The organism is Pseudoalteromonas sp. PAST1 (assembly GCF_021532515.1).
In the GTDB taxonomy this organism is placed as follows: Bacteria; Pseudomonadota; Gammaproteobacteria; order Enterobacterales; family Alteromonadaceae; genus Pseudoalteromonas; species Pseudoalteromonas simplex.
This window is the reverse complement of sequence record NZ_JAKGBH010000017.1, coordinates 1-15760: the sequence shown is the minus strand read 5'-3', so window position 1 is coordinate 15760 and position 15760 is coordinate 1. Positions and strand designations below refer to the sequence as shown.

The 15760-nt window shown below is 42.2% G+C and carries 20 protein-coding genes; 8 read left to right on the top strand and 12 right to left on the bottom strand.

The window, feature by feature from the left end; genetic code table 11:
* Positions 1-73 precede the first annotated feature (73 nt).
* Positions 74-1189: an aminotransferase class V-fold PLP-dependent enzyme gene (locus L1272_RS10160; protein ID WP_235373301.1), complete on the bottom strand. Its 1116-nt coding sequence runs from the start codon at positions 1187-1189 to the stop codon at positions 74-76.
* On the bottom strand, positions 1189-2358 hold the full coding sequence (locus L1272_RS10155) for a PrnB family protein (RefSeq protein ID WP_138598932.1): 1170 nt from the start codon (positions 2356-2358) through the stop codon (positions 1189-1191). Before L1272_RS10155 ends, L1272_RS10160 begins: the two co-directional genes overlap by 1 nt.
* Positions 2359-2471: 113 nt before the next feature.
* Between L1272_RS10155 and L1272_RS10150 the strand changes: the two genes are divergently transcribed.
* The 3 genes from L1272_RS10150 (at position 2472) to L1272_RS10140 (ending at position 5505) form a co-directional block, all read left to right on the top strand.
* Positions 2472-2933, top strand: coding sequence for an Lrp/AsnC family transcriptional regulator (locus tag L1272_RS10150; RefSeq protein ID WP_235373300.1), 462 nt, complete (start codon positions 2472-2474; stop codon positions 2931-2933).
* Between the two features lie 68 nt (positions 2934-3001).
* Positions 3002-4369: an alpha/beta hydrolase gene (locus L1272_RS10145; RefSeq protein ID WP_235373299.1), complete on the top strand. Its 1368-nt coding sequence runs from the start codon at positions 3002-3004 to the stop codon at positions 4367-4369.
* Positions 4366-5505, top strand: coding sequence for a GNAT family N-acetyltransferase (locus tag L1272_RS10140; RefSeq protein WP_138618816.1), 1140 nt, complete (start codon positions 4366-4368; stop codon positions 5503-5505). Before L1272_RS10145 ends, L1272_RS10140 begins: the two co-directional genes overlap by 4 nt.
* Here the strand turns inward: L1272_RS10140 and L1272_RS10135 are convergent.
* A complete protein-coding gene (locus tag L1272_RS10135; RefSeq protein WP_054554611.1) occupies positions 5482-6072 on the bottom strand; it encodes a DUF938 domain-containing protein in 591 nt (196 codons plus the stop codon). The genes L1272_RS10140 and L1272_RS10135 overlap by 24 nt on opposite strands.
* A gap of 183 nt (positions 6073-6255) precedes the next feature.
* Between L1272_RS10135 and L1272_RS10130 the strand changes: the two genes are divergently transcribed.
* The 5 genes from L1272_RS10130 to L1272_RS10110 all read left to right on the top strand — a co-directional run bounded on the left by L1272_RS10130 (position 6256) and on the right by L1272_RS10110 (position 9355).
* Positions 6256-6450 carry a hypothetical protein gene (locus L1272_RS10130; RefSeq protein ID WP_054554610.1) on the top strand — a complete coding sequence of 65 codons (195 nt, stop codon included), beginning with the start codon at positions 6256-6258 and terminating at the stop codon, positions 6448-6450.
* Between the two features lie 144 nt (positions 6451-6594).
* Positions 6595-6921: a hypothetical protein gene (locus L1272_RS10125; RefSeq protein ID WP_058585360.1), complete on the top strand. Its 327-nt coding sequence runs from the start codon at positions 6595-6597 to the stop codon at positions 6919-6921.
* Positions 6922-6929: 8 nt separating this feature from the next.
* Complete coding sequence (locus tag L1272_RS10120; RefSeq protein WP_138618818.1) at positions 6930-8306, top strand: class II fumarate hydratase; 1377 nt, start codon at positions 6930-6932, stop codon at positions 8304-8306.
* Positions 8307-8454: 148 nt separating this feature from the next.
* Positions 8455-8940 carry a hypothetical protein gene (locus L1272_RS10115; RefSeq protein WP_138618820.1) on the top strand — a complete coding sequence of 162 codons (486 nt, stop codon included), beginning with the start codon at positions 8455-8457 and terminating at the stop codon, positions 8938-8940.
* A gap of 13 nt (positions 8941-8953) precedes the next feature.
* Positions 8954-9355: a hypothetical protein gene (locus L1272_RS10110; protein WP_058585357.1), complete on the top strand. Its 402-nt coding sequence runs from the start codon at positions 8954-8956 to the stop codon at positions 9353-9355.
* Here the strand turns inward: L1272_RS10110 and L1272_RS10105 are convergent.
* The 9 genes from L1272_RS10105 to L1272_RS23230 all read right to left on the bottom strand — a co-directional run bounded on the left by L1272_RS10105 (position 9348) and on the right by L1272_RS23230 (position 15745).
* Positions 9348-9533, bottom strand: a complete 186-nt coding sequence (locus L1272_RS10105) for a hypothetical protein (protein ID WP_054554683.1) — start codon at positions 9531-9533, stop codon at positions 9348-9350. The genes L1272_RS10110 and L1272_RS10105 overlap by 8 nt on opposite strands.
* A 65-nt stretch (positions 9534-9598) precedes the next feature.
* Positions 9599-9916, bottom strand: a complete 318-nt coding sequence (locus L1272_RS10100) for a hypothetical protein (protein ID WP_054554605.1) — start codon at positions 9914-9916, stop codon at positions 9599-9601.
* Complete coding sequence (locus L1272_RS10095; protein ID WP_055199258.1) at positions 9913-10551, bottom strand: hypothetical protein; 639 nt, start codon at positions 10549-10551, stop codon at positions 9913-9915. The genes L1272_RS10100 and L1272_RS10095 overlap by 4 nt, the downstream gene beginning before the upstream one ends.
* A 71-nt stretch (positions 10552-10622) precedes the next feature.
* Positions 10623-11315: a PspA/IM30 family protein gene (locus tag L1272_RS10090; RefSeq protein WP_054554603.1), complete on the bottom strand. Its 693-nt coding sequence runs from the start codon at positions 11313-11315 to the stop codon at positions 10623-10625.
* Positions 11316-11339: 24 nt separating this feature from the next.
* Complete coding sequence (locus tag L1272_RS10085; RefSeq protein ID WP_063700564.1) at positions 11340-11753, bottom strand: YjfI family protein; 414 nt, start codon at positions 11751-11753, stop codon at positions 11340-11342.
* Between the two features lie 79 nt (positions 11754-11832).
* Positions 11833-13485 carry a polyamine aminopropyltransferase gene (locus tag L1272_RS10080; RefSeq protein WP_442961827.1) on the bottom strand — a complete coding sequence of 551 codons (1653 nt, stop codon included), beginning with the start codon at positions 13483-13485 and terminating at the stop codon, positions 11833-11835.
* A gap of 73 nt (positions 13486-13558) precedes the next feature.
* Entirely contained in the window at positions 13559-14458 is a 900-nt protein-coding gene (locus L1272_RS10075; RefSeq protein WP_199529855.1) for a DUF350 domain-containing protein, read from the bottom strand.
* A 30-nt stretch (positions 14459-14488) separates the two neighbouring features.
* Entirely contained in the window at positions 14489-15421 is a 933-nt protein-coding gene (locus L1272_RS10070) for a hypothetical protein (protein ID WP_054554600.1), read from the bottom strand.
* A gap of 243 nt (positions 15422-15664) precedes the next feature.
* Positions 15665-15745, bottom strand: a complete 81-nt coding sequence (locus tag L1272_RS23230) for an IS3 family transposase (RefSeq protein WP_366035313.1) — start codon at positions 15743-15745, stop codon at positions 15665-15667.
* Positions 15746-15760: the final 15 nt, after the last annotated feature.

The following is a 15760-nucleotide window of genomic DNA, read 5'->3' as shown; positions in this document are numbered from 1 at the left end:
AACTACGAAATTTTTGCCTTGTTATCAACAAGGCTTTATTGCCTCAAAAGAGCTCACTTAATTAAGCGTTTTGTTATAAGGCCCTTTTCACAGTTGTGATAAAAGTATCTATATCCTGCTGATCATTATAAATATGAGCAGAGACTCTTAAGCCTAAGTGACGTTCATCAACCGCAATATTCGCAGCCTCAAGCGCAGCTTTAACAGCCGCTTGTTGCTCGCCAAAATGCATAATGGCCGTTCCAGAGCATCTGTCAGCCTGTATTGGTGAACGCATATAATCAGCTAATTGATCATGAAACTGCGCGAGCATTGCTAAGTTATGAGCACGTACTTTCTCAATACCAAGATCAGCAAAGTAATTAATACTATGCGAAGCCAAAATATAAGGTGCAACTGAAGGGGTACCGCCCCAAAAGCGCAACGCGGTTTGATGATAAGCAAAGTGCTTAATATCAAACTCAAACGGATTTTGATGAGAAAACCAGCCAACATCTTGTGGCTGACAAAGTGATAGCTGCTTGCGGTTAACCCATAAATAAGCAGCACCCGGTCCACCACATAGCCATTTGACACTCGAGCCCAACATAAAATCGGCATCAAGCTTAGTTAAGTCGACCTCTAAAATGCCCGCAGACTGTGCAACATCAAGTAAGCTCAATGCGTTGTGTTGTTTCGCGATATTTATAATTTCGTGAATAGGCGCTTGCTGACCCGTGTTTGAATAAACATGGCTAATAAAGACTAAATCAATATCATTTTTCGCTAAATATGACTGCCAAACCTGAACATCGGTTAAGTCTTCATGCTTACCAATAAACACGATTTCAGCACTTTCAGGTAGAGCTTTTTGCATTGCAAAACCCATGCTTGGAAAATCACTTTCTGCCATCAACACTTTGCAATTTTCTTGTTGCAGTCGCGGGTGCGACATCAACAGCTTAGTTAAACCACTCGATAAGTTAACTTGTGGGCAAAATAGCTCACTGTGCGAGTTAAATAATTTAGCGAGACTACTCGTAAACGCCTCAACACCTTGCAGCCACTGTTGCCATGGCTCTTTATTTTCATTTTGCCAAGCGGCAAAAAACTGCTGATGAAAATGCTGCTCAGCAGATTTTAATGGTCTTCCAACAGAGTGGTTAAGCAAATAGCTGCCTTGTGGAATTACAAAATCGTTTTTGTTCATTACTTAATCCACTGTTTTAACTTAGTTAAGTCATCGAAACGGGTGCGAATATCATCCCGCTTTGCTGCCGCACGGCGATCACGCAACTGCTCTAGTGAGTTTAGTAACACATGCAAAGGCGGCCCACTGGCTGTGACTTTATCCATATGTTGTTGCTGCATTTGCTGTGAAGGCTGCGCTATGTATTTACTGACCAATTGATTATGGTGGCCAATGGCAGTATCACCATGCAGTTTACACACTTGAATGAACAGCTTTAAGTTAGTTTGTAACCATTCACTATCGCGCTCAGCTTCTGCGGCTAAGAAGTCATCCATAATACTTGTCATACGCATGCTTTCACGCAGGATCTGCTGATCTTCAGGCATCATATACAAGAATTTATCCACCAGCATTTGCGAGTAACTAGGTTCATTAGCAAAACAAAGACCAAGTAATAAATCGATGACATTTATGCCCGCAAAATCACCGGCGTTCGCACCTCGATATACCTCTTTACCTACTCGATACGGCTTGTAATACGGACGAACACAATAGAAAAAGCGGTCTGTATCGAGCTTGTTGTATAGTGTATTGTTCGACTCAATCACATCAAGCAGCGCTTGTTTTGCTACTGTGAGTAAATCAGCCGTGATAGGGTGCGATATCCCTAATGGCTGAATTTTTAATAAAGCATCTGCCGCGCGCTTATACGCTAAAATGCCCTTAGTGTTGTAATCGACAAAGATTTTCTCATCTTCAAGGTCAGTAAAGCGCTTATACAAACCATCAACCGCTTTATTGTGGGTGGTTAAATGCGCCGTTGCAAAACGCGGGGTTACACCAATAGATGCACCAATGTGCATTGCCAACGCAGAGGCTTCAACAAGCGGTGAACTTGTTTCACGAGAAGGCTCAGTGATTTCATGTCGACGGCATGCCGCCATATACAAACCAACATTACCTAATAAATCGAAGGCATTATCAAAGCCTTCATCGGTATTGCCCTCTGCCAGTAAGGCACGAATATGCTCATTACCCTCTTGCTCTAATTGACGCTTAAGGTGCTCACCGACACCCTCTACATTCGCTTTATCGTCTTGTTGCCAATATAGTTTTTCTAATTCGCTGTTGATCTCAACAAAACGGGTGCGAAGCCAGCTATCAAATGCCTTGGTGTTCTCAGTCACAGGCTCACTCCAAAATAATTATATTGCGATAATGTTAACAGAGTTCAATGAGTGCTAATCGCCAAAATATAGACTAGAATCCATCTAGATTAGTGAAAATCACTCAAATAAAAATGAAATTAGATAAAAAAGACCAACAATTACTTAATGCTTTACAAGATAATGCGAGAACTTCTGTCTCAGAGCTGGCACACTCGGTTAGCCTGTCAGATACCCCTTGCCTTCGCCGCATTAAAAAGCTCGAATCAGCAAATGTGATCAGTGGTTACCATGCTGCCATCAATCCTAAAGCCGTTGATTTAAATGTGTCTGTTTATGCCTTTGTTCGCTTAAACCAAAACTCTGTTGCCGCTGCTGAGCAATTTGAACAGCAGGTTGAGAAGCTAGAACATGTGCTTGAGTGCTCTGTTATTTCAGGCAGTTATGATTACTTGCTGAAGATCGTTGCTGCTGACTTAGAAAGCTATGAAAGCTTTGTGAAACATAAATTAGGTAGTATTGATTGTATTGCCAACATCGAATCGACAGTGGTCTTAAAACAAGCGTTCACTAAGCGTCATTTACCGCTCGCTTGACGCAGCTTGCTTGCAAATAAAACATAACTCGATAAGCTAAAAACAGGCTTTAAAAGGATGCTTAAAATATGAAATTCATCAACTTAGTTGCTATCTCTTGGGCCATCAGTGGGCTCTTTAGCAGCTCATTAATGGCGCAACAACAAACCTGCCTTACTCAGCTTGAAGACCAAGAACTGATGATGAAAAGTAAGCGCGAAGGGCTGTTTAGAGAGCCATTGCCACGCACTCATAGCACCTTTAGTTATAATATCGAGCAAGCATTTAATGACTATTTAACCGCTGCTTACCTGCAAATTAGTAGCGAAAACCCGCGTGCTAGTTTGCCATGCCCTGTTTACACAGACACCTATCAGCAACTTGTTGCACAAGGCGCTCGACCAGCTAACGCAACTGTTGCTGATTTAATAAGCCCATTTGAACTTAAACAGGCCGATAGCCGTAAAGCGGTGCTCTTGATCCACGGTTTAACCGACTCACCCTTTACCTATCACGACCTTGCACAAGTGTATTATCAACAAGGTTATACGGTACGCACAATTTTACTCCCTGGGCATGGTACCGCTCCTGCAGCACTTAGAGACATCGATGCCGATGATTGGCAAAAGGCTAGCGTGTATGCCATTGAGCGCACATTAAAAGACTTTGATCAGGTGATATTAGGGGGCTACTCAACGGGTGCTGCACTGGTTATTGATTACTTAACTCAAGGCCCGGTCGATAATAAAATTACGGCTGCTATGTTGTTTTCACCCGCAAGCGAGCCACACAATAAAAACGGTTGGCTGGCGAAATGGGTCGATGCGATTCCATTTGTGAATTGGATTGATAAAGATGCGGACCTTGATTTTGCCAAGTATGAGTCGTTTCCATTTAGTGCAGCCTCAGCTAGTCACGAAGCAATGAGCCGTATTAGCCTTGATGAGCTACGTCATCGCCACCTCCCTAATGTAGCGATATTTAGCACCTTTAGTGATGTTGACACCACAATAGATAACCAAGCGACCTTTAAAATTTTAACTAAGCTGCACGACCCAAAAACGCGCAAGAATAATCAGCTTGATCGGCTTGTATACTATGGTGATGACAATAACATTCCAGCTAGCTTTCCAGCTGATTACCAAATAATTCGTGATGACTGCGACACCGATGACTGTAAAAAAATCAAAGGAATGTCACATATTGGTATTGTTAATAAACCCAGCAACCCTTACTACGGTCGCACAGCATTGTATCGCAATTGCGGCAGCTACTTAGATGACGACACGCTTTATACAGCCTGCAAATACCAAAAAGACGTTGTGATGGGTGAACGCACAGCCGAAAATTTACAAGCGCACAAGCCCTTTGCACGACTCACGTTTAACCCTTATTTCGATAAGCTTGCTATGCATATCAACGATTTTATCAAAGATATTGAATCGGCTGCACAATGAGTAAGTTTAGCCACCGCTGGTTTAATCAAATAAGCGAGATTGATGCCACTCTATGGCAGTCATTTTTCGATGATACACCCTTTACTGATCACGCTTTTTTAGCTGCTTTAGAACAAGCAGGCTGTGTGAGTGAAGCGTCGGGCTGGCAACCCATGCACCTAGCAATTTACCAGCAAGAACAGGTTATAGCCTTACTACCCGGGTATCTAAAACACCACTCTTATGGTGAATATGTATTTGACTGGGCTTGGGCTGAAGCCTATCAACAACATGGCTTAGAGTATTACCCCAAATGGCTGTGTGGCGTACCATTCACACCTATTGCAGGGCAACGAATTAGTATAAATCACAATAAGCTCGCTGAAGTCTATGCGTACATTCAGCACATACTCACAGCAACAGCAGCGCAATTAGACTGGTCAGGTTGGCATATAAATTTTTGCCACCAGCAACAAGCGACTGCATTAACTAGCAACACCGTAATGCAACGTCATGGCGTGCAGTTTCAGTGGTTTAATGAAGGCTATAATGACTTTGAGGACTTTTTAGCTTCACTCACCGCAAGAAAGCGTAAATCGCTCAAAAAAGAACGCGCAAAAATAACTGAACAACAGATAACCGTAGAATGGCTCGAAGGTGCTGACATCAGCAAACAGCACATGCAGCAATTTAGTCATTTTTACCGCCAAACCTATTTGAAGCGCTCAGGCCACAATGGTTATTTGAATACCGCCTTTTTTGAGCTATTACAGCAAAGCATGGCCGACAAACTGGTGTTAATGTTCGCTAAATATCAAGGAGAAGTGATTGCTGCCACACTCAGCTTTAAAGATCAGAATTGTTTATATGGTCGATACTGGGGAACGAACTATGAGCTTGATAGTTTGCACTTTGAGCTTTGCTATTACCAAGGTATTGAGTACTGTATTACCAACAAACTTAAGCAGTTCCATTCTGGCGCGCAAGGTGAGCATAAAATAAGTCGCGGTTTTAAGCCCGTAAATACCTATTCACTGCATCATATTCAACACACTGAGTTTGCAGCTGCCATTAGTGATTTTATTACTAGAGAACGCCAACATATGGCGCTCTATAAAGACCAATGCGAAAGCTTACTGCCTTTTAAACAGCAATAATTGGTTATTCGCTGGCATTTGCACATCTTCAACAAAGGTTAAGCCAGCTTGCTCTGCAAGTTGGCAAATCGCTTCAAAATCACGGATTGCACTATGTGCATCTTGCTGTTTTAAAAACGCATCGAATTCAGCATTACTGGCACTGGTATACTTACCTTGGTACTTGAATGGTCCATAAATACACAATTTACCTTTAGGCGCTAAGTGCTTTGCTACACCTTGGAAAAAGCGCTCCACCAGTGGCCAGCTAATAATGTGCATTGTATTGGCAGTGAAAATAGCATTCACTGTTTCAACCGGCCAAGGATCATTAAGGTCGAGTATGAGTGGCGCATGCAAGTTAGTTAAATCAGCTTCTTGATGCCATTGTAAAATCCCCGGGTGATTAACCTCGCGATCACTACAATGCCACTGCAAATGTGCTAAATGCGTTGCAAAATGCACACTATGTTGCCCAGTACCTGAGCCGACTTCTAATACGTCCGTCACATCAGAAAAGAACGCATCTAATACGTTTAAAATAGGTAATTTGTTGTTTTCACAGGCTTGAGAGAAGGGTTTATCCATACAAATTAGTGCACCATGTTTGGTAATTAGTGCACAACAGTAAAGCAAAAATAAATAATAAAGTCGCGGTGAATTTATTAGTTAAAAATATAAAACCATTATTTTCAACTAGTTAAATTTATTGATCAATATTGGTACAGCTTATGCTATTTCTTAAGTGAATTAATCAATAGGAGCAATATTATGTATATCTCACCCTACACCGCTGTAGATGCTGCACTTGCAGCCAGCGAACGAGCTGAAAGCGAAAAAGCCGCCTTAACAAGTTGTGACGACAGAGCAACCGTGATCGATCTTCTTTCTCAATGTAACAAAGAAAATGTACAGGCGCCGAAAAAACATGAAACAGACCAGATTTTTATTCTCGGCTACAATTAATCACACACAGTTAATCCATTCAGTCTTAGCTTCATTATATAAGACTTGCACTAAAACCGATTAACTGTAATGATAACAATTATCATTACAGTTAATCGGTTTTCTATGCACTCTCACAATGCTATGCTCCATTATCAGCGGCAAATGAAATGTGTTTGCCAAAGACCTGGGTTACATGCCCCTGCGCTTGTTGCTAACTATGTTGAAGCGGGTTTAAACATTGCACGCTATTACGAAAAGCATCACAACTTTATTTTGCAAGAGCTGTATCTAAGACGCACCTTTCATGAACTACTTGAAAAGATGTGTGATTCATTAGTGCATAATGCAATTCGTAAACAATGTTTGGCTCAGCTTTATAAACCGCAACTTGCGCTAAAGCGTTACTACAAAACTCATAACTGTATTGAAAAGTATTTCAGTTTGGAGCGAGAAGCGTGCCTTCTCAGCCAAGAATTTAACCCGATTTAGGAGTGTTTATGAGCCAATTTAGAACCGAATCAGATAGCATGGGTGAGCTACAAGTCCCTGCCAATGCGTTGTATCAAGCTCAAACGCAACGCGCTATCAACAATTTTCAAATTAGTGGCTTAGCCATGCCTAAGCAATTTATCACCGCCCTCGCCTACATTAAGCAAGCTGCCGCTCAAAGTAATGCTGCTTTAGGCCATTTGAGCCAAGGTAAAGCCAAAGCCATTGAGCAAGCATGCCAAGAGGTCATTGACGGTAAACATTTTTCAGAGTTTCCTGTTGATGTATTTCAGACAGGCTCTGGCACTAGCTCAAATATGAATGCCAATGAAGTTATAGCAACGCTGGCGAGCCAGTTTGCAGGGGAAACCATTCACCCCAACGATGATGTGAACATGGGACAAAGCTCAAATGATGTGATCCCCACTGCGATTGCTGTAAGTAGCGCTATTAACATCATTTATGAGCTGTTTCCTAAACTCGATAAACTCAGTCAAAGCCTACAAAGCAAACAAGCCGAAGTAGGCCATATTGTTAAAACCGGTCGCACTCATTTAATGGATGCAATGCCTGTGAGTTTTGCACAAACACTGGCTGCATGGCAGTTACAAGTGGATCATGCAATGACTGGTATTCGCCAAGCACTCGAGCGAGTTTGTGAACTTGCACAAGGTGGCACAGCGGTTGGTACTGGTATTAATGCCGATCCAGCGTTTGCTGGTGAGTTTTGCCAACACTTGAGTGAGAATGTAGGTATTCGCTTTAGCCCAAGTAAAAACTTCTTTTATAACATCGGCTCACAAGACGCCATTGTTGCGCTGTCAGGCCAGCTAAAGGTACTTGCTGTAGCACAAATGAAAATAGCCAATGACTTACGCTGGATGAACTCTGGCCCTCTTGCAGGTCTTGGTGAAATTGAGCTTGAGGCTTTACAACCGGGCTCATCAATTATGCCGGGTAAAGTAAACCCCGTGATCCCTGAAGCTGCCGCTATGGTCAGCGCACAAGTCATTGGCAATGACGCTACCATTACAGTAGCTGGTCAAGCGGGTAACTTTGAGCTCAATGTAATGCTGCCTGTGATTGCCTTAAACATTTTGCAAAGTATCGAACTGCTGGCGAATAGCAGTGAAGCACTGGCAGATAAAGCGATTGCCAGCTTTAAAGTAAACCAAAGCAATGTTGATAAAGCGCTCGCTAAAAACCCAATTCTAGTTACCGCGCTTAATCCGGTGATCGGCTATAGCAAAGCAGCAAAAATTGCCAAATTAGCTTATCAAGAAGGTCGCCCTATTATTGATGTTGCTGCAGAGCATACGGATATTTCGCGCGAAGAACTGAGCGAGTTACTGAACCCCGCCAAACTAACCCAAGGTGGTTTGTAATACCCGCTTATTGTAAAGTGGTATAAACTTTTATCTTTTTGTAGCTCTGTGAATACAGAGCTACTTACTGAAAGAAAACGTTTTTATTGCTCCGCTTTGAGCAATGTGTATGATAGTGAGTACTTATTCAACGATTTTTAGGTATGTTATGCGCTATCCACTATTGGCAATTTTATTTCCTGTGTTATTAACTGCGTGCTCGGACGCTGCAACTAATGAGCAAGCCGAATCGACGGCTACAAGCAATAAACTTGTCGAGGCACCAAAAGCCGTTGAAATAAAAAACACTGAAAAAGTGACCAAAGCAGCCCCAGATAAAGCCACTATTAGCTCAGCCCATGAGCAACTTAAACAATTAATCGATGATCCAAGCTGTGATAGCAGCAGCCAATGTAAAGTATTACCAGTTGGTAGTCGTGCTTGTGGCGGCCCAAGTAGTTTCATTGTTTATTCAACCAAAACAGCTGACACTGCTGAGGTTGAAAAACTTGCAAAAGATATCACCGCCCTTGAAAAGCAATTTAACGCAGCAAACGACATGATGAGTATTTGTCAGCATCTAACCGCACCAGGTGCGCAGTGTTCTGAGAATACTTGTGTTAGAATCGAAGGCTCAGCGGCAAGTGTATACTAAGGAATAAGCAATAATGGTTCGTTCATCGACTTTCAAGAAACTTTTCATCACCACAACTGTGTTAGCAAGCATTGCTTTAAGCGGTTGCGAAACAACAACGTCGGGTAGCTCTGCACGCGTTGATCTAGGTGATTTAAATGATCAGCTGAACGATATCGTTAGTAATAATAGCTGTACTGCGAGCTTTCAATGTAAAGTGTTAGAAGTTGGTGAGCGGGCATGTGGTGGCCCAAGTCGCTATGTGGTTTATTCAACGTTAAACAACACACAAGAGCAAGCAGAGCAACTTGCAGAGCGAATTACAGCGGCTGAGAAGTCATCTGATCAAGCATTAACTGTTAACGATTGCTCACCAGTTCTGCCTGTACAATCGCTGTGTATTTCACAGCAGTGCCAAGCAATCGAGATTAAGTAAATAATGCAATAAGGCCGGATACTATCACCACGCTGATGATACAAATCCCGGCCTTATATATGTATTTAACCTGCATTGTATTATGCACCCAGTAAGCATAAATGTAGCGAACAAAGTAACTTGCTGCAGTGCCAAATAATGCAAAAATAACTAAATACGCAAGTAAAATAATATCCACAGTCATGCCACTTCTTTAAAACATCTAGTCTCAGTGTAAGGGCTTAAAGAAGTAAAGGCAAAACCTTAGCTTTTTTTACTGTGTTCAATGAGTAATTCAGCCACGCGCTGCTTCACAGCACGCTTATCATCGGCTGCAACGCCAAAACGCTCAGCCAATAAAGCAATCTCTTCATCATTTAAGTTAAACGATAAGCGTTGTCTGGTTTTTTTCGACTTAACGTCGAGCTCCAAAATCTTACGGATCATATCTGATGGCGTAAGCTCTTGGTCAATGGCTTGCTTCTTAATTGATTTTTGCACTTCAGAGCTTAAATCAAACGCCATTTGCGTGGCTCTAACGGCTTGCTCCTGACGCTGCCATTTGGCTTTTGCATCACTCACTTGGCATCCCCAGGAAATAAGTCAACAATATCGCTAATTGGTCTGGTTAACGTCAGTGATACCTCTGTTTCACCGCCTTCCCAAATCTCAATATTTAAACTATGCGATTCATCGTCAGAGCTTAAACAGATCATTTCACACGGCTCACCACCTTCGTCTTCATAACGAGGTAAAGGCTTATTACGGTAGTCCTTATTATGGAAATAACACACATAAGGTGCTTCTGATTGTTTGTAGCTCGAGGCTAAAAAGTGACTAAAACGCTCCGGGCTATTTTGTACATTAATTGCCGTTAATTCGTCTTCATCAAAAATACGAGCGAACTCATCAAGGGTAAAAATCTCATCAACATCGTCGCGTTGAATTTTGATCGCAAAGTTTGCCCATTGCTCACCGTCATCTGATTCAATTTGCAAAAACACCACTTGGCCAGATTCACTCTCGAGTACCAGCTCATACTCTGCACTACGTTGGTACTGATACGTTTGCACATCAATAACACGCAGTGTCTGTCCTTTTAACCAGCTTGGGTAAGCGAACGAATCAATCACAGTTAGCATATCACCAACGAGTAATTGGCTTGGATCAGTAAGCTGACGCTCTGGGGCTTTTTTAGATTTGAAAAAGTTAAACATTGGCTGACTCCTTGTTGAAGCAAAAAAGGTAACCCAGTGCGTGGGTTACCTTTTGTCTTTCCGTTAACTGATTAGCTATTTTGTTTTGCTTTAATACGCGCCAAAATATCTGCGCTTTTCGGGTTGGTATCACCAATACCCGCTTCAGCCATTTTCGCTTTTAAATCATCGCCATTAGTATCTGCTTCTAATTGCTTAGCCGCACCTAACTGATCTTGGCGGTCTTGCTGGCGTTGTTTAATACGCTCTAGAGACTCACGTGCTGATGTCATTGATGAGCTGTTCGTATTTAGCGTGCTGTTTACAGCCATTGTTGCTTGCTGCACACTTTCAGTCGTTTTAACCATTGTTAATTGACGTTGGTTTTCTTTAATCGACTTTTCAGCTTCTTTAACTTGCTGCTTTAGTTGCACAATGTGGTTACTAAAACCAGCTAACACTTCTTCGTGCTCTGCTTTTTCAGCTTCAAAATCACCGATTTTTTCAGCGATTTCTAATGCAAGAGCTTCGTTACCTTTTTCAAGTGCTTGGCCTGCATACGCTTCATGTTCAGCAATTGATGCATCTAGTGCGCTAATTTTACGCTTCGTTTGCATCTCTTTTGCCATTACTTCGGTCAGGCTTTTCTTAGCGCGTTGTAAGGCATTTTGTGCATCAGCAATTTCTTGTTCAAAGATACGGATACCGTTTGCATCAACAATTGCTTGTCCTGCTTCACGAGCGCCACCACGTACAGCTGTAAATAGTTTCTTTAAAATACTCATAATCTTAACTCCAGAAATTGCTAATTAATCGTTTAAATAAATGGTCACGGCTTCAAGTGCATCAATCGCATTGTCTGCCAGTGTTACCAACTCATGGGTAATATCATCAAACGATGAATTAACCGATAACGCGCCAAAAATAGCGTATTTATCATCAATTTTTGCAAATGCGCTTAATGGGATTGGTACATTTAAACGTAGTAACGTTTCGTTTAACTCATTACGCATATCTGCTTGTACTTCGTCTTCAGCAAACAGGTAGCTAATACACAGTAATTGCTCTTCTGTTTGAGTAACAAAGATAGGTAACTCATCATTCCCATCGACGATAACTTGTAACACATCTTGCTCACCTTCGTTGGCAATCAAGAAAGACTCAAAGCTCACACCCTCTGTTTCAAAAGAAGCCAGTTTGATTGATAGTTCATTTAATTCCATGTCTCACCTTTTTACGTTTTGACATATTATGTCTGGGTTAAGATTTGCATAGCCGACATATTATGTCAACTATAAAATATCAATTTTTGTACAATTCGGTTTCAACTTGCCACGCTTGGCGGTAATAATCATATAAGGTTCCTGAACCTAATCTATTGACTTCAATCGTGTTTACTTGTTCAAAAAAATGATTCGGAAACACAAAAGAAGCCAATAAATATTCTTTGCTTACCCAACGCGATGGCACCGGTAATTCGTTAGTTTCACGAATTCGCTGACTTGCTGATTTGCCAGCGGTAGTCGCGATAGTCCAACCCCATTGACCAAACGAAGGGATATTTTGTTGGTATTGCTCAACATAACCAAAGCCAGCAGCTTTCATTGTTTTAGCAATACTCAAAAATGCTTTCTTCGCATGATAAGGCGATGTTGATTGCACGGCCACAGCCCCGTCAGGCGCCAATAACTGACGCACATGATTGTAAAAATAGTCACTGTACATCTTATTAAGATCTGGGTGATTAGGGTCTGGTAGGTCAATTAAAATAGTGTCAAAGCGCTCGCCTTTAGCAAGCATTGCTTCGACCTCTAAAAAGGCATCTGCAATGCGAATATCAGCACGAGGATCGCTCATAGAGTGTTTATTTAACGCTGTTAAACGTGTTCTGATTTTCTCTGGCGCATCATAATCGCCAACATCATTACCAAATAAGTTTAACAACTGACCATCTAAGTCAACCAAGGTGACATACTCTACTGGCCACTTCAAAACATCACGTAATGCAAGCCCGTCACCGCCACCGATGATCAACACGCGGTCATGGCGATTTGAGGCCAACATAGCAGGATAGACAAGCATAGAATGATAAATTTGCTCATCCACACTTGAGAACTGTAAACGACCATTGAGGTAAAGATCAGTAATTGCATTGGGCTGATTGCGACTCAAACGCTCAGTTAACACCAAATGCTGATACTTAGTTGCTTGCGAGTAGATGACTTTATCTTTGTATAAAACATTGCTTAGATTTTTCATCCAGCTGGTGCCAAGCACAAGCACAAACGCAAAAAACACCAACAACAGTACATGACAAACTAACAGTAGCTTAGCGAAGCGAACATGTTGATGATAGCGCCATAGAAACACGAGACCGGCAATAATATTAAACAACGCCGTCCAAGCTGCTGCTTGCATAATTGGCATCGCAAGCATAATGCTCACCCAAATAGCAGCACCGACACCGGCACCGATATAATCCGCCCCGTAAATAGTACCCGCATTGTTCTCTAAAAAGCGCCCATAAACTTGCTGGCGAATACGCGCAATCAGCGGGATTTCCATACCAATTAATAGCCCAAGTAATAGACCAAACACATAAGGTAAGAAACGTGACCACTCTTGTAGCTTTTCAAATACATAGCCATTAAGTACAGTATCTGCTGGCAGGTTAAAAATTTCGGAGAAGATATGCGGCAGTGAATAACTGACAGCGATAACGCTCGCTATCGCTAAAATACAGCCCATGCCGACCAAAGCAATAATACTCTCTAGCCATGCGAAAGCAGTAAACGCATCTTTAAACCATCGCGCTAAAAAAGCACCGATACCCATAGCGACAATCATGGTGCCGATCATGGCATAAATGGCACTCTCGACTGAGCCTAAGACACGACCAGCATAATGAGATAGCAGGTACTCATAAATAAGGCCGCACCCAGCGAGTACGGCCATAACAGTTATTAATAGGAAATCATGCCCAAGTAGATTGGCTCTACTTGGGGCGCTTGTTGTAGTAGACACTTAATTAGGCACCTAACAAGGTTGCCATAGTCGAACCAATCGCAAATGAGATTGCTGCAGAGATTGCTGCTACACCTACGTTCTTCTGGCGGTTCACTTCATCTGAAATATCACAACCAGATAGAATGATTTTGATAGTCACTAAGTGTAGTAAAATGAAAGCCACTAAACTCACTGCTGCACTTAATGCCCAGTATCCTAAACTAGCAACAATGTTGTCAGCCGCATAAGGAGCAATACCTGATGCAGCAGTTAATGCCAATGCACTACCTACTAAAAAGCCAGCATAACGAATACCTACTGCTAAGTTACCGTCAATAACCGCTTGCTGTAAGCAATCACCACTGCGATTAGTATGCTTGAATAACTGCACGCGATATTGACTGATTAGTAGCATCGCAATGCTGCCAATGGCAAAAGCTGCGATCACAATTGGAATACCATGCCAGCCTTCGGTCGCAACCCAAAATAAAGCTGAGCGAATAACAATCGCCACACTAACAACATGGCCAAAATCAATGAGTGCAGCAGTAGCATTACCTTTTACGATTTCGTCATGCAGGCTCACTTTACGAAGCGCTACTTTGTCTTGGAAGAAGTGACCTAGCTTGATAAGCACAATCGCCATCACACCATAACCTAGCATTTGTAATGCTTCTTGTTGTAAAGTCGGTGCAAATGAGCCGCTGCTCACGCCACTAAGAACAATAGCAAGTGCCACAAGTCCTGCCGCAAAGCTAATACCAAAAGCAAAATTGTCACGCTCAGTTATTTCATCATTAGCGTGTAAGTTAGATACCCAGCCTTTGATAAATTTTAGGCTGACAAATAAAGCGATAATGATTGCAAAGTCGATTGCTAAAGCTTGCAACGACCAAGTTGTTATTCCATTAAATTCATACATGTGTTGTAACTCCGGTGGTTATTCTTTTCACTACTTACCGCGGCTAATGCCACGTGATGTTCTGCTCGAGCTGTTACGTAATGACCCAGAGCTTTTACTGTAACTACTGCTAGAAGCATAGCTACTACGTGTGCGTGGCGGCGTATAGCTGCTACGGCTTAATCCTGATGCGCCACTACGTTTCTTGGCATACGGACTAGTGAATTGTTTACCTTGGCGTTGATAAGACTGTCGAGTTCGTGTCTCTACCGTTTGTTGTGCTTTAATCTGCTTAGGGCTCGAATAACGATAACGGCCATAATCATTGTAATAGCTATACTTTCTATGACGACTCCAGCGACCATATTCAACTCGGTCGAATACATCGCCCAACATACGATACATACCGTACCAAACCCAAAAGCTGGTACCACTGCTATTCGTTTGCCACTGCCCATAGTTAGGGTTGCCAACTAACTGGTTACCAACACTTTCGCCTTCAGCAGCTTCACTAATTGCACCAACCCGTGCTAGTGACCCCTGCGACATATCAGCAAGCATATTGATAGGATCGGTAAGCGCATCTTGAAATAAAGACGGTTTGGCAGCATCACGAATGAGGTCAAGTTGATGAAGCGTATCTTCATAGGGTGGTATTAGATAAGTAGACTTCACATCTGCTAAGCGTTGTGTAAGACCTGAATAAATAGCCCCTTCACGAGTGGCATCAAGACTAATTACACGGGCGATCTCAGAAAGTTGCGGTTGCTGCTCAGCAAGCACCTTGCCGTATTGTTTAAGTATCGTCGCATTACGCAAAGAGCCATTATCAAGCGCTGTACCGAGTTGATTTAATTCAACTTCAGCTTTTTCTATGGATTGTTGTATTGTTTGTTTCAGCTGCTCTTCTTTCGACTCACAGCCCATAAGCAAGCTTACCAAACAAAACAGGCTAATAAGTTTCCAAGCTTTTATTTGAGACATTCATGTCACCTGATTGTGGTTTAAAAACGCAAATAGTTTTACATAGCTCAGGTACTAAACCAAGATTAAAATTGCAACAAAGGGTAAATTGGGTCGTGAATTGCTAGTTGCAAGGGGGAAGTTTAAAGGCCTGGCGTAGGTTGGGTAGAGCTGAGCGAAACCCAACACAGAGCTATCAGCTATCAGCTTTCAGCCGTCAGCGATCAGCCGCGTGATCTGACCCCGATAAAGTAGACACGGGGTTTAATTAACTTGTTCGTACTGCATGGGACTTTTATACCCTAGGGTGCCATGCCTTCTTACTGAGTTGTAGTATTTTTCAATATAAAAATACGTTTG

What these genes read in the sequence shown, in the direction of transcription:
- L1272_RS10160 (WP_235373301.1), bottom strand. Translation starts at nt 1,189, where the DNA reads ATGAACAAAAACGATTTTGTAATTCCACAAGGCAGCTATTTGCTTAAC.
- L1272_RS10150 (WP_235373300.1), top strand. Translation starts at nt 2,472, where the DNA reads ATGAAATTAGATAAAAAAGACCAACAATTACTTAATGCTTTACAAGAT.
- L1272_RS10145 (WP_235373299.1), top strand. Translation starts at nt 3,002, where the DNA reads ATGAAATTCATCAACTTAGTTGCTATCTCTTGGGCCATCAGTGGGCTC.
- L1272_RS10140 (WP_138618816.1), top strand. Translation starts at nt 4,366, where the DNA reads ATGAGTAAGTTTAGCCACCGCTGGTTTAATCAAATAAGCGAGATTGAT.
- L1272_RS10135 (WP_054554611.1), bottom strand. Translation starts at nt 6,072, where the DNA reads ATGGATAAACCCTTCTCTCAAGCCTGTGAAAACAACAAATTACCTATT.
- L1272_RS10130 (WP_054554610.1), top strand. Translation starts at nt 6,256, where the DNA reads ATGTATATCTCACCCTACACCGCTGTAGATGCTGCACTTGCAGCCAGC.
- L1272_RS10125 (WP_058585360.1), top strand. Translation starts at nt 6,595, where the DNA reads ATGAAATGTGTTTGCCAAAGACCTGGGTTACATGCCCCTGCGCTTGTT.
- L1272_RS10120 (WP_138618818.1), top strand. Translation starts at nt 6,930, where the DNA reads ATGAGCCAATTTAGAACCGAATCAGATAGCATGGGTGAGCTACAAGTC.
- L1272_RS10115 (WP_138618820.1), top strand. Translation starts at nt 8,455, where the DNA reads ATGCGCTATCCACTATTGGCAATTTTATTTCCTGTGTTATTAACTGCG.
- L1272_RS10110 (WP_058585357.1), top strand. Translation starts at nt 8,954, where the DNA reads ATGGTTCGTTCATCGACTTTCAAGAAACTTTTCATCACCACAACTGTG.
- L1272_RS10095 (WP_055199258.1), bottom strand. Translation starts at nt 10,551, where the DNA reads ATGTTTAACTTTTTCAAATCTAAAAAAGCCCCAGAGCGTCAGCTTACT.
- L1272_RS10090 (WP_054554603.1), bottom strand. Translation starts at nt 11,315, where the DNA reads ATGAGTATTTTAAAGAAACTATTTACAGCTGTACGTGGTGGCGCTCGT.
- L1272_RS10085 (WP_063700564.1), bottom strand. Translation starts at nt 11,753, where the DNA reads ATGGAATTAAATGAACTATCAATCAAACTGGCTTCTTTTGAAACAGAG.
- L1272_RS10080 (WP_442961827.1), bottom strand. Translation starts at nt 13,485, where the DNA reads ATGGCCGTACTCGCTGGGTGCGGCCTTATTTATGAGTACCTGCTATCT.
- L1272_RS10075 (WP_199529855.1), bottom strand. Translation starts at nt 14,458, where the DNA reads ATGTATGAATTTAATGGAATAACAACTTGGTCGTTGCAAGCTTTAGCA.
- L1272_RS10070 (WP_054554600.1), bottom strand. Translation starts at nt 15,421, where the DNA reads ATGTCTCAAATAAAAGCTTGGAAACTTATTAGCCTGTTTTGTTTGGTA.